The organism is Halochromatium sp. NSM3 (genome assembly GCF_059621085.1).
In genome coordinates, this window is the sequence record NZ_JCAQIA010000002.1 from 46,643 (window position 1) to 62,186 (window position 15,544).

General features: G+C 64.3%; 14 protein-coding genes and 3 tRNA genes. 9 read left to right on the forward strand and 8 right to left on the reverse strand.

Annotated features, from left to right (window positions below; all coding sequences use genetic code 11):
• Positions 1-45 precede the first annotated feature (45 nt).
• Genes AC54T3_RS01355 through AC54T3_RS01370 form a run of 4 tightly spaced genes read left to right on the forward strand, consistent with a single transcriptional unit; the run spans position 46 to position 3,729 of the window.
• Positions 46-513, forward strand: coding sequence for a peroxiredoxin (locus tag AC54T3_RS01355; RefSeq protein ID WP_496621712.1), 468 nt, complete (start codon positions 46-48; stop codon positions 511-513).
• A gap of 11 nt (positions 514-524) precedes the next feature.
• Positions 525-1,946, forward strand: coding sequence for a PhoH family protein (locus AC54T3_RS01360; RefSeq protein ID WP_496621713.1), 1,422 nt, complete (start codon positions 525-527; stop codon positions 1,944-1,946).
• A 39-nt stretch (positions 1,947-1,985) separates the two neighbouring features.
• Positions 1,986-2,414, forward strand: a complete 429-nt coding sequence (locus AC54T3_RS01365) for a DsrE family protein (protein ID WP_496621715.1) — start codon at positions 1,986-1,988, stop codon at positions 2,412-2,414.
• Entirely contained in the window at positions 2,395-3,729 is a 1,335-nt protein-coding gene (locus AC54T3_RS01370; protein WP_496621717.1) for an MFS transporter, read from the forward strand. Before AC54T3_RS01365 ends, AC54T3_RS01370 begins: the two co-directional genes overlap by 20 nt.
• Here the strand turns inward: AC54T3_RS01370 and AC54T3_RS01375 are convergent.
• The 4 genes from AC54T3_RS01375 to AC54T3_RS01390 all read right to left on the reverse strand — a co-directional run bounded on the left by AC54T3_RS01375 (position 3,726) and on the right by AC54T3_RS01390 (position 4,758).
• The gene (locus AC54T3_RS01375) at positions 3,726-4,361 is read right to left on the reverse strand and encodes a class I SAM-dependent methyltransferase (RefSeq protein WP_496621718.1); all 636 of its coding nucleotides are present in this window, start codon (positions 4,359-4,361) and stop codon (positions 3,726-3,728) included. The genes AC54T3_RS01370 and AC54T3_RS01375 overlap by 4 nt on opposite strands.
• Before the next feature lie 103 nt (positions 4,362-4,464).
• Positions 4,465-4,540 (reverse strand) — tRNA-His (locus tag AC54T3_RS01380).
• Between the two features lie 47 nt (positions 4,541-4,587).
• Positions 4,588-4,664 (reverse strand) — tRNA-Arg (locus tag AC54T3_RS01385).
• 17 nt (positions 4,665-4,681) lie between these two features.
• Positions 4,682-4,758, reverse strand: a tRNA-Pro gene (locus tag AC54T3_RS01390).
• Positions 4,759-4,950: 192 nt separating this feature from the next.
• Between AC54T3_RS01390 and folD the strand changes: the two genes are divergently transcribed.
• Positions 4,951-5,802: a bifunctional methylenetetrahydrofolate dehydrogenase/methenyltetrahydrofolate cyclohydrolase FolD gene (gene folD, locus AC54T3_RS01395; RefSeq protein ID WP_496621720.1), complete on the forward strand. Its 852-nt coding sequence runs from the start codon at positions 4,951-4,953 to the stop codon at positions 5,800-5,802.
• Positions 5,803-5,857: 55 nt separating this feature from the next.
• Here the strand turns inward: folD and cysS are convergent, their stop codons facing one another.
• Positions 5,858-7,354, reverse strand: coding sequence for a cysteine--tRNA ligase (gene cysS, locus AC54T3_RS01400; protein WP_496621721.1), 1,497 nt, complete (start codon positions 7,352-7,354; stop codon positions 5,858-5,860).
• Positions 7,355-7,503: 149 nt separating this feature from the next.
• Between cysS and AC54T3_RS01405 the strand changes: the two genes are divergently transcribed.
• Both AC54T3_RS01405 and AC54T3_RS01410 read left to right on the forward strand, forming a co-directional pair.
• Positions 7,504-7,992 carry a peptidylprolyl isomerase gene (locus AC54T3_RS01405; RefSeq protein WP_496621722.1) on the forward strand — a complete coding sequence of 163 codons (489 nt, stop codon included), beginning with the start codon at positions 7,504-7,506 and terminating at the stop codon, positions 7,990-7,992.
• 77 nt (positions 7,993-8,069) lie between these two features.
• Positions 8,070-8,849, forward strand: coding sequence for a UDP-2,3-diacylglucosamine diphosphatase (locus AC54T3_RS01410; protein WP_496621723.1), 780 nt, complete (start codon positions 8,070-8,072; stop codon positions 8,847-8,849).
• Here the strand turns inward: AC54T3_RS01410 and AC54T3_RS01415 are convergent.
• From AC54T3_RS01415 to AC54T3_RS01425, 3 genes are read right to left on the reverse strand one after another with little or no spacing between them, the layout of a single operon-like run.
• Positions 8,846-9,199, reverse strand: a complete 354-nt coding sequence (locus AC54T3_RS01415; RefSeq protein WP_496621724.1) for a hypothetical protein — start codon at positions 9,197-9,199, stop codon at positions 8,846-8,848. The two genes, AC54T3_RS01410 and AC54T3_RS01415, sit on opposite strands and share 4 nt — an antisense overlap.
• 35 nt (positions 9,200-9,234) lie before the next feature.
• A complete protein-coding gene (locus tag AC54T3_RS01420; RefSeq protein WP_496621726.1) occupies positions 9,235-10,353 on the reverse strand; it encodes a phytoene/squalene synthase family protein in 1,119 nt (372 codons plus the stop codon).
• A complete protein-coding gene (locus AC54T3_RS01425) occupies positions 10,334-11,875 on the reverse strand; it encodes a phytoene desaturase (RefSeq protein WP_496621728.1) in 1,542 nt (513 codons plus the stop codon). The genes AC54T3_RS01420 and AC54T3_RS01425 overlap by 20 nt, the downstream gene beginning before the upstream one ends.
• A 230-nt stretch (positions 11,876-12,105) precedes the next feature.
• On the opposite strand from AC54T3_RS01425, the gene AC54T3_RS01430 reads away from it, so the two are divergent.
• Complete coding sequence (locus AC54T3_RS01430; RefSeq protein WP_496621729.1) at positions 12,106-14,103, forward strand: DUF2868 domain-containing protein; 1,998 nt, start codon at positions 12,106-12,108, stop codon at positions 14,101-14,103.
• On the forward strand, positions 14,103-15,542 hold the full coding sequence (locus AC54T3_RS01435; RefSeq protein ID WP_496621730.1) for a GTPase/DUF3482 domain-containing protein: 1,440 nt from the start codon (positions 14,103-14,105) through the stop codon (positions 15,540-15,542). Before AC54T3_RS01430 ends, AC54T3_RS01435 begins: the two co-directional genes overlap by 1 nt.
• Positions 15,543-15,544: the final 2 nt, after the last annotated feature.

Sequence of the window (15,544 nt, forward strand, 5' to 3'; positions counted from 1 at the left end):
GCAACCTGCCGGCGACAGCCAACGCCAACCTTGAGGAGACCTTCGATGACCGTCGCAATCAACGAACCAGTGCCCGATATCACCCTGCCCGCCACGGGCGACAAACAGCTCAAGCCGAGCGATTTTCGCGGCCAGCGCCTCGTGTTGTTCTTCTACCCGAAAGCGAGCACCTCGGGCTGCACTCAGGAAGGTCTTGACTTCACCGCCGCCGCAGACGACTTTGCCGCCGCGAAGACTGCCCTCCTTGGCGCCTCGCGCGACGGCATCAAGGCGCAGGAAAACTTCAAGGCCAATCAACACTTCACCTTCGACCTCCTTTCCGATAAGGACGAGGTGCTGTGCAAGGCGTTCGACGTCATCAAGCCCAAGAAGATGTATGGCAAGGAATCGCTGGGCATCGAGCGCAGCACCTTCCTGATCGACGAGCAGGGCACGCTGATCCAGGAATGGCGCGGGGTCAAGGTACCGGGCCATGTCGACGAGGTACTTGCCGCCGTTCGTGCACTCGGCTGAGATCAGGATCGATGATCAAGCGCGACAGCGACCACTGCCTGTTCGTGCTCGACACCAATGTGTTGATGCACGACCCGACCGCCCTATTCCGCTTCCAAGAACACGATATCTACCTGCCGATGATCGTGCTCGAGGAACTCGATGCCGGTAAGAAGGGGCTGTCGGAGGTCGCACGCAACGTGCGTCAGGTGAGCCGCTTCCTCGATGAACTGATGAGCGATGCCGATCGCGACGAGATCGAGGCCGGTCTGCCCATCCATCCGCTGAGCGAATTCGGGCGCGGCTTCACCGAGGCGCCGACGGGTCGCCTGATCTTCCAGACCGAGCGTCTGAGCACGGACTTGGCCAGCGTGCTACCGGGCACCTCGGCCGACAACGATATCCTCGCGACAGCGCTGGAGCTGCAGCGGCGGGAGCAGTCGCCTGGGCGCTCAATCGTCATCGTCTCCAAGGACATCAACCTGCGGATCAAGGCTGCGGTGCTCGGGATCGCCGCCGAGGACTACTCGAACGACCAGGTTCTCGACGACGTCAACCTGCTCTATACGGGCATGGCGACCCTGCCCGGCGACTTCTGGGAGCACAATGCGAAAGCCGTCGACGCCTGGAAGGAAGAGGGACGGACCTTCTATCGGATCAGCGGCCCGGATGTCTCGGACTGGTACGTTAACGAATGTCTGAACCTCGAGGGCGACGACGCCTTCGAGGCAATCGTGCGGGAGAAGCACAGCGAGACCGAGGCGATCATCGAACTCGCCGAGGACTATCGCGTCCAGCGGCACAATGTCTGGGGCATCACCGCGCGCAACCGCGAGCAGAACTTCGCCCTGAACATGCTCATGGACCCGGACCTGGATTTCGTCACCCTGCTCGGTACCGCCGGCACCGGCAAGACTTTGCTGGCCCTGGCCGCCGGGCTGGCGCAGGTGCTCGACTGCGGGCGCTACCGCGAGATCATCATGACCCGGGTCACGGTGCCGGTCGGCGAGGACATCGGCTTCCTGCCCGGCACCGAGGAAGAAAAGATGACGCCTTGGATGGGCGCCTTGATGGATAATCTCGAGGTCCTGACCCAGACCGAAGGCGGCGACTGGGGCCGCGCCGCGACCAATGACCTGGTGCGCAACCGGATTCGCATCTCGTCGTTGAACTACATGCGCGGGCGCACCTTCCTGCACAAGTACATCATCCTCGACGAGGCGCAAAACCTGACCGCCAAACAGATGAAGACGCTGATCACGCGTGCCGGCCCCGGCACCAAGATCATCTGCCTGGGCAACATCGCGCAGATCGACACGCCCTATCTGACCGAGACCACCTCGGGGTTGACCTATGTGGTGGACCGCTTCAAGGACTGGGATCACAGCGGCCACATCACCCTGCTGCGGGGCGAGCGTTCGCGGCTCGCGGACTTCGCCTCGGGCGCCTTATAACACCACCAAAAACCTGTTCAGAGGAGTAAAACAAGACCCATGAACCAAACACTGCGTCACCTCCTGCTCGGCCTTTCCCTCATGTTTGCCGCCGGCAGCACCTTTGCCGCCGATGGCAAACTCGATGTGGTCTATCACGTCAGCGATGAAGAGAAGGTCGGGTTCGCGCTCAACAACATCCAGAATCACATCGATGGCGTGGGCGGACCCGAGAAGATCAACATCGTGCTCGTCGCGCACGGCCCAGCGGTGACACGCTTCCATGACATCGAGGCCGTGAATCGGGTGCGGGAGAACGTCGCCAAGCTGCAGGAGCAAGGCGTGACCTTCGAGGCCTGCGCCAGGACCCTAGAGTTGATGGACTTCGACCGCGATGAACTGCTCGACGGCTTCCTCATCGCTGAGCAGGGCGGCGTGACCCGCATCGCCGACTTGCAGTCGCAGGGCTATGTCTACATCCGCCCCTGAGGCGACCTCGGCGGGCGCCAAGGACGACGCCACGCTGTCTCGCATCGGCCCGGTCGCCCTCACGCCCGGCGTCACCCGTCTCAACGGTTATACCTTTCTGCTCTCGGCCTTTCTGTCGATCGGCCTGATGACCTTCATCACGTCTGGGCAAACCTACATCCTCAATGCCCATCTGGGTGTCCCCCAATCGGCCCAGGGCACCATCACCGGCGACCTGGTCTTTTTCACCGAAATCATCACCCTGCTGCTGTTCATGCCGGCTGGCATCCTGATCGATCGGGTCAGCCGGCGCGGGGTGTTCGCCGTCGGCTTCCTGATGCTCGGCGCCACCTACGTCCTCTATCCACTCGCCACTGGGGTGGAGTGGCTGTTCGCCTCGCGGGTGCTCTATGGGATCGGCGTGGTGGCCGTGGCGGGGGCGCTCTCGACGGTGCTGGTCGACTATCCCCTCGAGCGCTGCCGGGGCAAGCTCGTGGCCATGGTCGGGGTGCTGAGCGGCCTCGGCGTGGTGGTGATGAACCAGGGTTTCGGCTCGCTGCCGGAAATCCTCACACTTCGCGGATTCGGGCCCGTGGAAGCCGGTCTGCTGACCCATCTGGGGGTAGCCGGCCTTTGCGTCCTCGGCGCCCTGGTGGTCCGCTTCGGGCTGCGCGGCGGGGTGCCGGTGCATCGCGAGGAGCGCCCGTCGGTGCGCGCTCTGTTCCTGAGCGGCTTCGCTCAGGCCCGCAACCCGCGCGTTCTGCTCGCCTACGGCGCCGCCTTCATCGCCCGTGGCGATCAATCAGTTAACGCCGCCTTCCTGATCCTCTGGGGCACGCTCGCCGGACGCGCCGCCGGCATGACCGATGCCGAGGCGGTGATGAACGGCACCCTCATCTTCGTCATCGCGCAGATCTCGGCGCTGGCCTGGGCACCGGTGATGGGGCCGATCCTCGACCGCATGGACCGGGTCACCGGGCTCGCCATCTGCATGGTGCTGGCGGCCATCGGCAATCTCGCCCTGATCCTGCTCGCCGATCCCTATGGCGATTATCGGTTGATCTTCTTCATCCTTCAGGGCATCGGCCAGATCAGCGTCTTCCTCGCCGCCCAATCGCTGATCGGCCAGGAGGCGCCCAAGAACCAGCGCGGGTCTGTGCTCAGCGCCTTCAATATCTCTGGCGCCTTCGGCATCCTGATCATCACCGCGATCGGCGGGCGCCTCTTCGATAGCGTCGATCCGCGCGCGCCCTTCGTCGTCGTCGGCGCGGTCAATCTCCTGCTCTTCTTCGCGAGCCTTTATGTGCGTCTGCGCACACCACGACCCCGACTTTAGGGTGCGGGGTCACCGAGCCGAGAGCGGATCGCAAAATCGTAGCTGAGATAACCGTGATCGAGTTCTGTTGCCGGGGCCTTGCCTCGACAATACGCCAGCACCCGCTCGGCCTGGCAGTAGAAAAAGCGCGCATCATGGGCGAAATGGCGCTTACCCTCCGCAGAAAGCAGATTGAAGGCCACGGCCTGGGTCGCGGTCTGATACATCTGCTCGAGCATCGCGAACACGAAGTCGTAATGATCTGGATACTGCTCGTTGACCAGATTCAGCGCCCCCGAGGAGAGCACGACATCGTAGTGTCCGCCCTGCGGCCCTCGTTGGAGAAAGTCGCCGGTGATGAAGGTGGCCTCGGGATAACGGGCGGCAGCATGGGCGGTGAACTCGGGCATGATATCGAGCCCCGTGTAGTGAACCTCGCGATAACCGGCCTCGAGCAGATACCCATACAGGTCAGCGAATCCGCAGCCGACGTCGAGCAGCGAAAACGCCGTATCCCGCGTTGTCGGCAACACCGGCAGCAGCGCCGCGAAGCGGGCCTGCTGAGTCGATACGGACGAAAACGACAACGCGCGGCAAGAGGTGCCATGGCGCTGCAATAACCCGGCGTAGAACTGCTTCGTCGCCTCGGACATACGGAACACACCTCCCAAAAGGCCGCTGGCAACAGCGACGGCTTTCACGCCTGGAATGGACAAACAAAAAGGGCTCAAGCGAATGCTTGAGCCCTTTTTTGATTGGGGTGGACGATGGGGATCGAACCCACGACCGCAGGAGCCACAATCCTGTGCTCTACCAACTGAGCTACGTCCACCATCGAAACGACGCTGACTCACTGAACGTCAAACAATCCGCGCGCATTGGCGCGCCCGGCAGGACTCGAACCTGCGACCAACGGCTTAGAAGGCCGTTGCTCTATCCAGCTGAGCTACGGGCGCTCATTCCACCGCCGTATTGGTCGGGGTAGAGGGATTCGAACCCCCGACATCCTGCTCCCAAAGCAGGCGCGCTACCAGACTGCGCTATACCCCGAGCTGTGCTGCTTTCTTGCTTACCAGCCATACAGGGTCGCCTGGTAAGCCCTTTAGAATACGCCCCGCGAGCCAAGGCGTCAACGCATGGACGCCTTCGCCTGCGCGAGACCCATGCAGGAATCCCGCCACAAGGTTAGGATGCAGCGCTGAGCTAGAGTAGGACTGCGAAGCGGGACTGAGAGTAACGAGAATGAGTGCAAAGATTCTAGACGGAAAGGCCATCGCCGCCGAGGTTCGTGCCGAGGTGGCGACCCAGGTCGCCGAGCGCCGGCGAGCAGGCAAGCCAACACCGGGGCTGGCCGTGGTGCTGGTCGGCGACAACCCGGCCTCGCAGGTCTATGTGCGCAACAAGCACAAGGCCTGTGCCGAGGTCGGCTTCCATTCCGAGCTGCGCAAGCTGCCCGCCAGTGTCTCGCAGGCGGAGCTGCTCGAGGTGGTCGATGCGCTGAACGCCGACCCCGCCATCCACGGCATCCTGGTACAGCTGCCGCTGCCGGCACAGATCGATCCCGAGGCCGTGATCGAGCGCATCCTGCCGACCAAGGACGTCGACGGCTTCCATCCCTATAACGTCGGTCGGCTATCGTTGCGCATGCCAGTGCTGCGGCCCTGCACGCCGAAGGGCGTCATGACGCTGCTCGCGCGCACCGGACAGGCGCTGGAAGGCCTGGACGCAGTCATCATCGGGCAGTCGAATATCGTCGGGCGACCCATGGCGCTGGAGCTGCTCGCGGCGCGCTGCACCATCAGCGTGTGCCATAGCCGCACCCAAGACCTGGCCGCGAAGGCGCGGGGCGCCGATCTCCTCGTGGTCGCGATCGGCCGCGAGCGATTCGTGCCCGGCGATTGGATCAAGCCCGGCGCCATCGTCATTGATGTCGGCATGAACCGAGACGCCGCCGGCAAGCTCTGCGGCGATGTCGATTTCGACGCTGCGCGCGAGCAAGCAAGCTGGATCACGCCTGTCCCCGGCGGGGTTGGCCCAATGACCATCGCCAGTCTGCTCGAAAACACCTTGCAGGCCGCCGACCTCGCAGGCTGAACGGGCCGCTATGTAGCGGTCTATAGCCTATTTCCCGAGTGTTGCTGGACGCTTGCTATGCGCGGCGCCAGGTGGTACCGCCGGCGCCATCCTCAAGCTGAATCCCAGCCGTCTGGAGCTGGTCGCGGAGGCGATCGGCTTCGGCGAAATCGCGCGCCCGCCGCGCCTCGGCGCGCGCCGCGATCAGCCCCTCGATCTCCGCGTCACTCGGGCCTTCCGTGCTGTCGCCACGCAGATAGGCATCCGCATCCTGCTCCAAGAGCCCAAGCACAGCGGCGAGCTGGCGCAATTCGGCACCAAGGGCGGCTGCGGCGCGCGGATCGGTGTCGCGCACGCGGTTGATCTCGCGCGCCAGATCGAACAACACCGCGAGCGCCTCGGGGGTGTTGAAGTCGTCATCCATGGCGGCGGCGAAACGCGCGCGCGCCTGCTCGCTTCCAAGTGCCCTTCCAGTTGCCCCCCGAGGCGCCGCCCCCTCAGCAGCCCCCGCAGTCACTCGATGCGTCTCCTCAGACGTGCCTTCAGCCACCGCTTTGGCTGCTTCCTCGGCCTCGGCCTCGACATCGACAGCCGGCAAGCCGCGCAACGCCGTGTACAGGCGCGTGAGCGCCGCACGCGCGCCGTCGAGCTGGCTGTCGTCATAGTTGAGCGGGCTACGGTAATGACTGGTGAGGATGAAGTAGCGCACCTCCTCGGCCTGGTAGCGCTCTAGAATTTCGCGCACGGTGAAGAAGTTGCCCAGTGACTTGGACATCTTCTCGTCGTTGATGCGTACGAAGCCATTGTGTATCCAGACGTTGACGAAGGGCTCACCGGTCGCCCCCTCGGACTGAGCGATCTCGTTCTCATGGTGCGGGAACTGCAGGTCGGCACCGCCACCATGGATATCGAAATGATTGCCGAGCCGGCAGGTCGACATCGCCGAGCATTCGATGTGCCAGCCCGGCCGCCCCTCGCCCCAGGGCGCGGACCAGGCCGGCTCACCCGGCTTGGCCGCCTTCCAGAGCGCGAAGTCGAGCGGATCGCGTTTGGCATCCTCTACCTCGACCCGAGCCCCAGCGCGCAGATCCTTGGGGTCTTTACCGGACAGACGCCCATAGCCTGGGAAGCTTGCGACGGCATAGTAGACATCGCCATTGGCGGCGACATAGGCATGCCCGTTCTCGATCAGCCGCTCGATCATCGCGACGATCTCGTCGATATGGGCGGTGGCGCGCGGCTCATCAGTCGGCGGCAGGACGCCGAGCGCGGCCGCGTCCTCGTGCATGGCGCCGATGAACCGCTCGGTCAGGGCGATGAAGGACTCCTCGTTGGCGAGCGCGCGGGCCAGAATCTTATCGTCGATGTCGGTGATATTGCGCACATAGCTCACCGCGTAGCCGCTGCGCATCAACCAGCGGTAGATCACATCGAAGACCACCAGCACCCGCGCGTGGCCGAGATGACAATAGTCGTAGACCGTCATCCCGCAGACATACATGCGGACCTTGCCGGGCTCGATCGGCTGAAAAGGGGCTTTGCGGCGGGTCAGGCTATTGTGGATCTGTAACATGGGAGGACGTATCCAAGCGACGGGGACAGCGATACTAACAAAGGGGACGGGTCGACCAAAACGCGGCCGGCGCGAACAACCGGAAACCTCGGCGGGGGCATCTCGCGGCTAGTTTTGATAAGCTGGGCCCGACACCATGGAGAATACTGATGATTAAACTCAAGACCAATCACGGCGACATCCTGCTCGAACTCGATCACGAGAACGCCCCGGCCACGGCCGCGAACTTCGAGCAGTACGTGCGCGACGGCCATTACGACGGCACCCTGTTCCACCGCGTCATCAATGGCTTCATGATTCAAGGTGGCGGCATGGACGTCAACTTCGCTCCCAAAGCGACGCGTCCCCCGATCGAGAACGAGGCCAACAATGGGCTCAAGAACAAGGTCGGCACCATCGCCATGGCCCGCACCAACGACCCGCATTCGGCCTCGTCGCAGTTCTTCATCAATGTCTCGGACAACAGTTTCCTCGACCACCCGGGGCAGGATGGCTGGGGCTACTGCGTCTTCGGCCAGGTGACCGAGGGCATGGAGGTGGTCAATGCGATCAAGGAGATCAAGACCGGCGGCCGCCAAGGTCATCAAGACGTTCCCGTCGAAGATGTCATCATCGAGCGCGCCGAGATTCTCGACTAGCCCGACCGCCGGACACAGGGTGCACAGCCGCCGAGACAGTAACGGCGCAGTCACCGGGACCATGGCGGAGCCGCGCCATGGCTGAGTCGCCGTGCGCGGGCGAGACCCTGTTCATCTCCGATCTGCATCTCTCGCCGCAGCGGCCTGCACTGACCGCGCTCTTCGTCGGCTTCCTCGAGCAGCGGGCCACTGGCGCGCACCAGCTCTACATCCTCGGTGATCTCTTCGACGCCTGGATCGGCGATGACGACGACCCCCTGCCCGAGGTGCGCGTCGCCTTGCAGCGGCTAACGCGCCAGGGCACGCGCTGCGCGCTCATGCATGGCAATCGCGACTTCCTCATCGGCCGGCGCTTCGCGCGGGCGACGGGCTGTGATCTCATCGGCGATCCATGCCGCATCCGGCTCGGCGATGAGCCGATCCTGTTGATGCACGGCGATCTCCTCTGCAGCGACGACCTCGCCTACCAGCGCTTCCGCCGACGAGTGCGCAACCCGCTGGTCCAACGCCTGTTTCTGTGGTCGCCGCTACAGAAGCGCCGCCGCATCGCCACGGATTATCGACAACGCAGCAGCGAAGCGATGGCGGGCAAATCGGCCGAGATCATGGACGTGAACAGTGGCGCGGTCAGCTTGCGGATGCAGCGCCACGCGGTGCGCCGGCTGATCCATGGTCATACCCACCGGCCCGGGGATCACGCGTTCAACCTCGATGGACAGCCCGCCATGCGGCACGTGCTCGCGGACTGGCAAGAGGCGCGCGGAGAGGTGCTGGTGTATCGCGCGGGTAGCTGGCATCGCGAGCCCTGGATCGGCGGCGCTGCCGAGCTGCCCGCGCAGGAGCGGGCCAAGCACTAGCTGCCCGAGAAATCGAGCCCCAGCTTGTTGTAATAGGTCCGAATCAGGATCCAGCCGGTATAGGCAACGACCAGCGTCAGGAGCCCGAACAGATCGAACAGCGACAAATACTGTTTGAGATCGGTCAGGAAGTAACCGCCAATCAGCAGCAGCGACGTGAAGGCGCCATAGAGCAGGAAGAAGGGCATGAACGTTAGGCCCATCGAGGCCAAGAACGGATCGATCTCCGGCGTGCCGCCATTGGCTTCGGCCCGCTCACGGGCGCCGATGACCAATCTGCGATGCCGCGCGCTGCGCCAGAAGTAGAAGGCGCCGAGCACCAGCGCCAGGATGCCGATGTAGAAGCTCATGAATCGCCTCCTGTGGTGGATATCCGCGCAGGAACTCAGCCCAGGGATGCCGTGCGTTGACGCTCGTCCAGGGTCGCGAACAGATCCAGCACCCATACCAGCTTCTCGCCCACCGACTGCGGAGCCTGCTGCTCCATTAGGCACTGGCCTTTCCCTTGAGCAGAGCGACCTTGATCCGCCCTCAGCACAGCGGCCCGCGACTTCGCCGGACCTGCCTTCGCTGCGGCCGCGCTGACCAAGAACTGATTCTCGGCCAATGCTGGATCGGCGCAGCGACGCCCTGGAAATGGGGTCGCGGCCACGGCTCGGCTCAACAATGTCACCTTACGCCCTGGCGCCACAACCGCGCGCGTGGTCACGGAATCGTAGCCGTTGCGAGCCACCTCGCGGCCGATCTCGGCGTAGAGCAGGCGCGCGGCATAGATCCCCGGCCGACAGGCCACAGGCAGCTTGGCGATGCCGGACTCGGCGCGCTGATAGAGCGTCTCGGCCATCTCCAACACGCGCTTGGTGACGGCACCGACGGCCTCGTTGTAGGTCGGCTTGGCCAACCAAGCCTCGACATCCAAGCCCTCCTCACGCAGCCAGGCCTTGGGCAGATAGACGCGGCCATTGCGGGCATCCTCGCCCACATCGCGGCAGATATTGGTCAGCTGCATCGCGCTGCCGAGATCACAGGCGCGTGCCAGCACATGTGGATCGCGCACCCCCATGATCACGGTCATCATGGCGCCAACGGCGGCGGCGACGCGCGCCGAGTAGTCGAACACGCCCTCAATGGTCTCGTAGTCGCGCCCGTCGGCATCCCATTCAAAGCCTTCGAGCAGAGCCTCCGGCAGCGCGCGCGGCACCTCGAAGCGCTCGACCGTCGCCGCGAAGGCGCGATCCGGCGCCAGCTCCTGCGGCCGGCCCTGATAGACCCGATCGAGTCGCTCGCGCAGCTCGGCAAGCGCCGCCTGCTGATCGCGTTGTTCGTCGATCGCATCATCGGCGACGCGGCAGAACGCGTAGAGCGCTGCGGCCGGATCACGGATCACCTTAGGCAAAAAGAAAGACGCGGCGAAGAACGACTTCGAGCCGTTGCTCAGCATCTGCCGACAAGCGGCTAGGTCCGTCGCATCCGAGGTCTTCATTTCACGCAAAAACAGAGGCATCAGGGACCACCTTATCGAGTACACGTGCTGTCGAGATGACGCCGGGCACACCCGCTCCGGGGTGGGTGCCAGCGCCGACCATGTAGAGGTGCTCGACCTCTTCGCTTTTGTTGTGCGGGCGGAACCAGGCGCTCTGCATGAGCACCGGCTCCAGGCTGAAACCAGCGCCCTTGACCGAGCACAGGCGCTGTTCGAAATCCTTGGGCGTGGTGATCAACGACACCGCGAGCTGCTCCTCGAGATCCGGCAGCAGGGTGTCGGAGAGATAGGCCGAGATGGCGCGTCGATACGGCTCGGCGCGCTCGGCCCAGTCGATCTCCGCGTCCAGATGCGGCACCGGGGCGAGCACATAGAAGGTATCGCAGCCCTCGGGCGCGAGCGCTGGATCGGTCGCCGTCGGGCGGTGCAGATAGAGGCTGAAATCGTCCGCGAGCACCTTGCGATCGAAGATATCTTGCAGCAACGCTTTATAGCGCGGCCCGAGCAGGATGCTGTGATGCTTGACATCCTCGTAGCGGCGCTTGGTGCCGAAGTACCAGACGAACAGGCCGTTGGAGTAGCGCGCCTTGTCGAGCTTGGGATCGGTCCAGTGCGTGCGAGTGACGCTTGGCAGCAGATGCTTGTAGGTCCAAGCGACATCGGCGTTGGAGACGACGATATCGGCGCCGATCTGCTCGCCATTCTTGAGCTTGACGCCCGTCGCCTTGCCGTTCTCGACGGTGATCTCGGTCACCTCGGCGTTCAGGCGCAACTCGCCGCCCTGGCCCTGGATCAGATCGACCAGGCCGTTGACGATGGCACCGGTGCCACCGATCGCCGAGTGCACGCCCCAATGCCGCTCGAGGTAGGAGATCAGCGTGTAGATGGAGGTGACCGTGAACGGGTTACCGCCGATCAGCAGCGGATGGAACGAGAGCGCGACGCGCAGCCGCTCGTCCTTGACATACTGCGAAACCATCGCGTAGACGCTGCGATAGCTGCGCAATTTGACCATTTTCGGCACAATACGCGCCATGTCTTGCCAGTGCGTGAACGGCACATGGCCAAGCTCGACGAAGCCGACTTGGAAGATCTCCTCGCTGGCCTTGAGGAAGCGTTCGTAGCCCTCGACATCGTCCGGCGCGAAGCGCTCGACCTGAGCGCGCATGGCCTCGGCATCGCCATTGGTGTCGAAGACCGCGCCGTCATCGAAGCGGATGCGATAGAAGGGGTCCATCGGGCGCAGATCGATCTCGTCCCTGAAGGTGCGCCCGCACATCTCCCAGAGTTCATCGAGCAGGAAGGGCGCGGTGATGATGGTCGGGCCGGCGTCGAAGGTGAAGCCATCGATCTCGTGCACATAGGCACGCCCGCCCGGGGCATCGAGTTTCTCGACGACGGTCACTTGGTAGCCGCGGAACCCGAGGCGAATCGCCGCAGCGAGTCCGCCAAAGCCGCTACCGATGATCACGGCCTTGGGTTTTTTCGCGGCATCCAGCGCGTGCGCTGCAAGAGTCCCTGCCGGGGGTGGATCGCTGGTCAAAGTGTCAACTCGAGCTGATGTCAATCATGCCTGACAGTATAGCAGCCGAAATTTTTTTCGTGCCAGCAAAGCATGCCCCCATCATGATCAAGGCTTGCTGTATATCAACCCAAGCGCGAGCCCTTGATCCTGAGACCATGCGCGGTATACCTTGCAGTCAGCAACAGGCTCTGTGTTTTTTGAGCCATCCGGGCAGGCACTCTCACCAGTCGTCGCACAGCTAACTCCCCATGGACTCCCCTCTTCGGCGTCTAGCGCCAATCATCCAAGGCGCTCGCAGTGGCAGGCCTCGTGCGCTGCACTGGCAGGTTCCAGACCTCATCGACTTCGACTACTACGTCGACGAAGACGAGCGCCTGCTGCATGAGCATCCGGCACAACGTAAACACCTCGCCGAGCGCGATCGCCACCTCTACAAAGAGCAGATCGCGCCGCTCATCGGCGAGGCCGACGCCCACAGCAGCAAGCATCGCAATCGCGCGCTGCGCTGGTGGCTGGAGCTGCGCCGCGAGCAAGAAGACCCGGCGCTCGCCGAGCTGCTTCCGGGCCAGGCTTTCGCCCGTGCGCAACGCCTAGTGACCACCGTCATGGGCGTGCTGGGCGTCGCCGCCGGGCTCGGCGTGGCCTCGACCCTACTGCACTATGAGGGCGATCATCCGGTCAATGTCGCCTGGTACCTATTCTGGCTGGTGTTGCTGCAACTGATCCTGGTCGGCACGACGCTCACGCTCTGGTACGGTCGCCGTTCGCGCTTGTTCAAGGGCGCGGCCCAGGATCTCTCCTTGCTCGGGCAGATCCTGCGACCGCTGTTCTCGCGCGCGGCGCGCTGGATCCAAAAGCAGCGCATCACCCATGTCGCCCCCGAGCTGCGCGAGCAGGCCAAGGCCAAGCAGGGATTGTTGCAAGCCAACTATGCCCTCTACGGTCCCGCGAGCTATCTCCCGATGCTCGTCCCGGCGCAGGTCTTCGGCATCGGCTTCAATATCGGCGCCATTTTCATGACCATCGCCCTGATCTGGTTCGCCGATCTCGGTTTCGGCTGGGGATCGGCGATGAACATCAGCGCCGAGACCGTCCAGCATCTCACGCGCCTGATCGCGTTGCCTTGGAGCTGGCTGTTCGGCGAGGGCGTCGGCGTGCCAACGCTGCAAGAGATCGCCGGTACGCGCATCAGCCTCAAGGATCCGCTTTATGTGCTCGATGCCGACCAGCTGCGCTCTTGGCGGTGGTTCCTGGTGTTGGCCGTGTTTACCTATGGCCTGCTGCCGCGGGTCACGCTGCTCGGCCTCTCGGCCTTCAAGCAGCGACGTGCCCTCACCGCCTTGCCGTTCACGCACCAAAGCGCGCAGGCCCCCTACGCGCGCATGATCACGCCGAGCATCGAGACCCGCACGATCCACTCAGGCACGGGGCCGGAGATGCCGATTCCCGCGCCGCTCAAGCCGCTGACCCGGCCAACCGCCGCGCCGCGCCCCCCGAAGGCGCCGCTCGCGCCTGCCTCCTTGGCGCCTGCGCGCCCGGACGCGGACGCGGCAGCGCCCGCGAACTCGCCAGGGCCACCCGCCGAGTCGCCAACGCAGCCGCCGACACACTCGACGGCGACGCCGGAGGAGCTTCCCCCGGAGGCCCCGCCGGAAGCTCTGCGGGAAACCCCGACCACCCCCCAGCCTCCGCCATCCGCGCCGGCCCAGGCGCGGCACGCCCCGCCGCCCGAGCCGAGCGCGGACCCCGAGGCGAGCGACACGCAGCAACCACCGCCACACCTCGCGGTGGAAGCCGATGCCTGCATCCTGCTGCTGCATATCGACGTCGCCGACATGCTCGAGGAGCAGGACCACGCCCGCCTGCAACAGCTCCTGCGTGATCAGACTGGCTGGCGTATCGCGGCCGCAGCCACCTATGGCGGCGGACGGGCGATGACCGAGCAAGCAATCGAGATGATCAGCCACGCCACTTGGAGTGCGCCGCCGGCGCGGATCGCGCTCATCCAGGACGGCTCTCAGCCCCCGATCACCGAGAATCTCCGCTTCCTGCGCGGCGTCCGTTCCGCCGCTGGCGACCAAGCCCAGGTGCTGCTGGCACTGACCGGCGATCCCGAAGACGTCGATGATCCACTACCGCCGTTGAGCGATTTCGATTTTGCCGACTGGCAGCGCAAGATCGAGCAGATGGGCGATCCCTATCTGCGCTTGATCATGCTCGCGCCCGCAGATGACGAGGCCCCTTAATGGACGCCCAGGTTCCAACTATCGCCATCGTTGGCCACCCGAATGCTGGCAAGTCGTCGGTGGTCGCGACCTTGACCGAGAATGACCGCATCGCCATCGACAAACGCGCCGGCACCACCACGCGCTCCGACCAATATCCGGTCGAGATCGACGGCAAGACGGTGCTGCGGTTCATCGACACGCCCGGCTTCCAGAACCCGACCGACATCCTCGAGTGGTTTCAACGCCATCCGGGCGGGATGGGGCTCGCGCGCGCCTTCCTCGACAGCCATAGTCACGATCGCCTCTACAGCCACGACTGCGCGCTGCTGCAACCGATTGCCGATGGCGCGGCCATCATCTTGGTGGTCGACGGCTCCAAGCGCATCAAGGAGAAGGACCGCACCGAGATGGAGCTGCTGCGCCTCACCGGCCAGCCGCGCATGGCCATCCTCAATAACCTGACGGCCAACAATAAACACATGGCGGCCTGGCAGGATGCGTTGAACAAGTCGTTCAACTCGGTGCGCGAGTTCAACGCGCATCGCGCCACCTATGCCGAGCGCATCGCGCTGCTCAACGCCCTCAAGACCGTCGATCAACGCTGGGAGCCGATGCTCGACGAGACCGTGCGCGCCTTCGAGCGCGACTGGCAGCGGCGCATCGATCACAGCGTCTCCAGCATCCTGGAGCTGCTGCGCAAGGCGCTGACCTTCAAGGTGGTGAAGATCGTCAAGACCAATGAACTCGGCTCCGATCAGGAACGCGATGTGCTGCGCAAGCGCATGACCGAAACGCTGCAGGATGGACTGCGCAACCTCGAGAACGAGACCCAGGCCGAGATCCGGGGCCATTTCAAACATCGCGTCTGGAATGTCTCGCCCAGCTCCTTGCTGGTCAAGGATCTGTTCTCCGATGAGGTCGAGCGCCATCTCGGCTTGAATCGCCATCAGACGGTGCTCGCCAGCGCCGCCGCCGGCGCGGCCACCGGCGGCGCCATCGACCTCGGCGTCGGTGGCCTCTCATTCGGCGCCGGCACCCTGATCGGTGCTGGCATCGGCAGCGTGCTCGGCGTGCTCGGCACCTCACAACTGGCTAAGCTCGACATCCAGCGCACGCTCGGTGTCGAGCGCTTCACGCTCGGGCCGGTCAGCAACCCGCGCTTCCCGTTCATCCTGCTCGACCGCAGCATCCTCTATTGCGCGCGCGCGATGAACTGGGCGCATGGTCGCCAGGCCGCCGATGAGAGCGCCCCCAACCGCGTGCCCGATCAGACCGCGAAAGTTCAGCAGGGCTTCACCGAGGCCCTCGCTGGCGAGGACCACAAAGCGCTGGCCAAATTCTTCGCCGCCGCCCGCAAGGGCAAGGACTGCCCGCAGGAACAGCGCGTGCGCGAGATCATCCGCAGCGTCCTGGAGGATTTGTCGACCGACAAGATCGACAGCCGCGCCCACCTGTAACC

Coding starts and splice junctions, on each gene's coding strand:
- cysS (WP_496621721.1), bottom strand. CDS start 7,354: ATGTTACAGATCCACAATAGCCTGACCCGCCGCAAAGCCCCTTTTCAG.
- AC54T3_RS01420 (WP_496621726.1), bottom strand. CDS start 10,353: ATGCCTCTGTTTTTGCGTGAAATGAAGACCTCGGATGCGACGGACCTA.
- AC54T3_RS01405 (WP_496621722.1), top strand. CDS start 7,504: ATGATTAAACTCAAGACCAATCACGGCGACATCCTGCTCGAACTCGAT.
- AC54T3_RS01355 (WP_496621712.1), top strand. CDS start 46: ATGACCGTCGCAATCAACGAACCAGTGCCCGATATCACCCTGCCCGCC.
- AC54T3_RS01430 (WP_496621729.1), top strand. CDS start 12,106: ATGGACTCCCCTCTTCGGCGTCTAGCGCCAATCATCCAAGGCGCTCGC.
- AC54T3_RS01360 (WP_496621713.1), top strand. CDS start 525: ATGATCAAGCGCGACAGCGACCACTGCCTGTTCGTGCTCGACACCAAT.
- AC54T3_RS01370 (WP_496621717.1), top strand. CDS start 2,395: ATGTCTACATCCGCCCCTGAGGCGACCTCGGCGGGCGCCAAGGACGAC.
- AC54T3_RS01415 (WP_496621724.1), bottom strand. CDS start 9,199: ATGAGCTTCTACATCGGCATCCTGGCGCTGGTGCTCGGCGCCTTCTAC.
- folD (WP_496621720.1), top strand. CDS start 4,951: ATGAGTGCAAAGATTCTAGACGGAAAGGCCATCGCCGCCGAGGTTCGT.
- AC54T3_RS01410 (WP_496621723.1), top strand. CDS start 8,070: ATGGCTGAGTCGCCGTGCGCGGGCGAGACCCTGTTCATCTCCGATCTG.
- AC54T3_RS01375 (WP_496621718.1), bottom strand. CDS start 4,361: ATGTCCGAGGCGACGAAGCAGTTCTACGCCGGGTTATTGCAGCGCCAT.
- AC54T3_RS01365 (WP_496621715.1), top strand. CDS start 1,986: ATGAACCAAACACTGCGTCACCTCCTGCTCGGCCTTTCCCTCATGTTT.
- AC54T3_RS01435 (WP_496621730.1), top strand. CDS start 14,103: ATGGACGCCCAGGTTCCAACTATCGCCATCGTTGGCCACCCGAATGCT.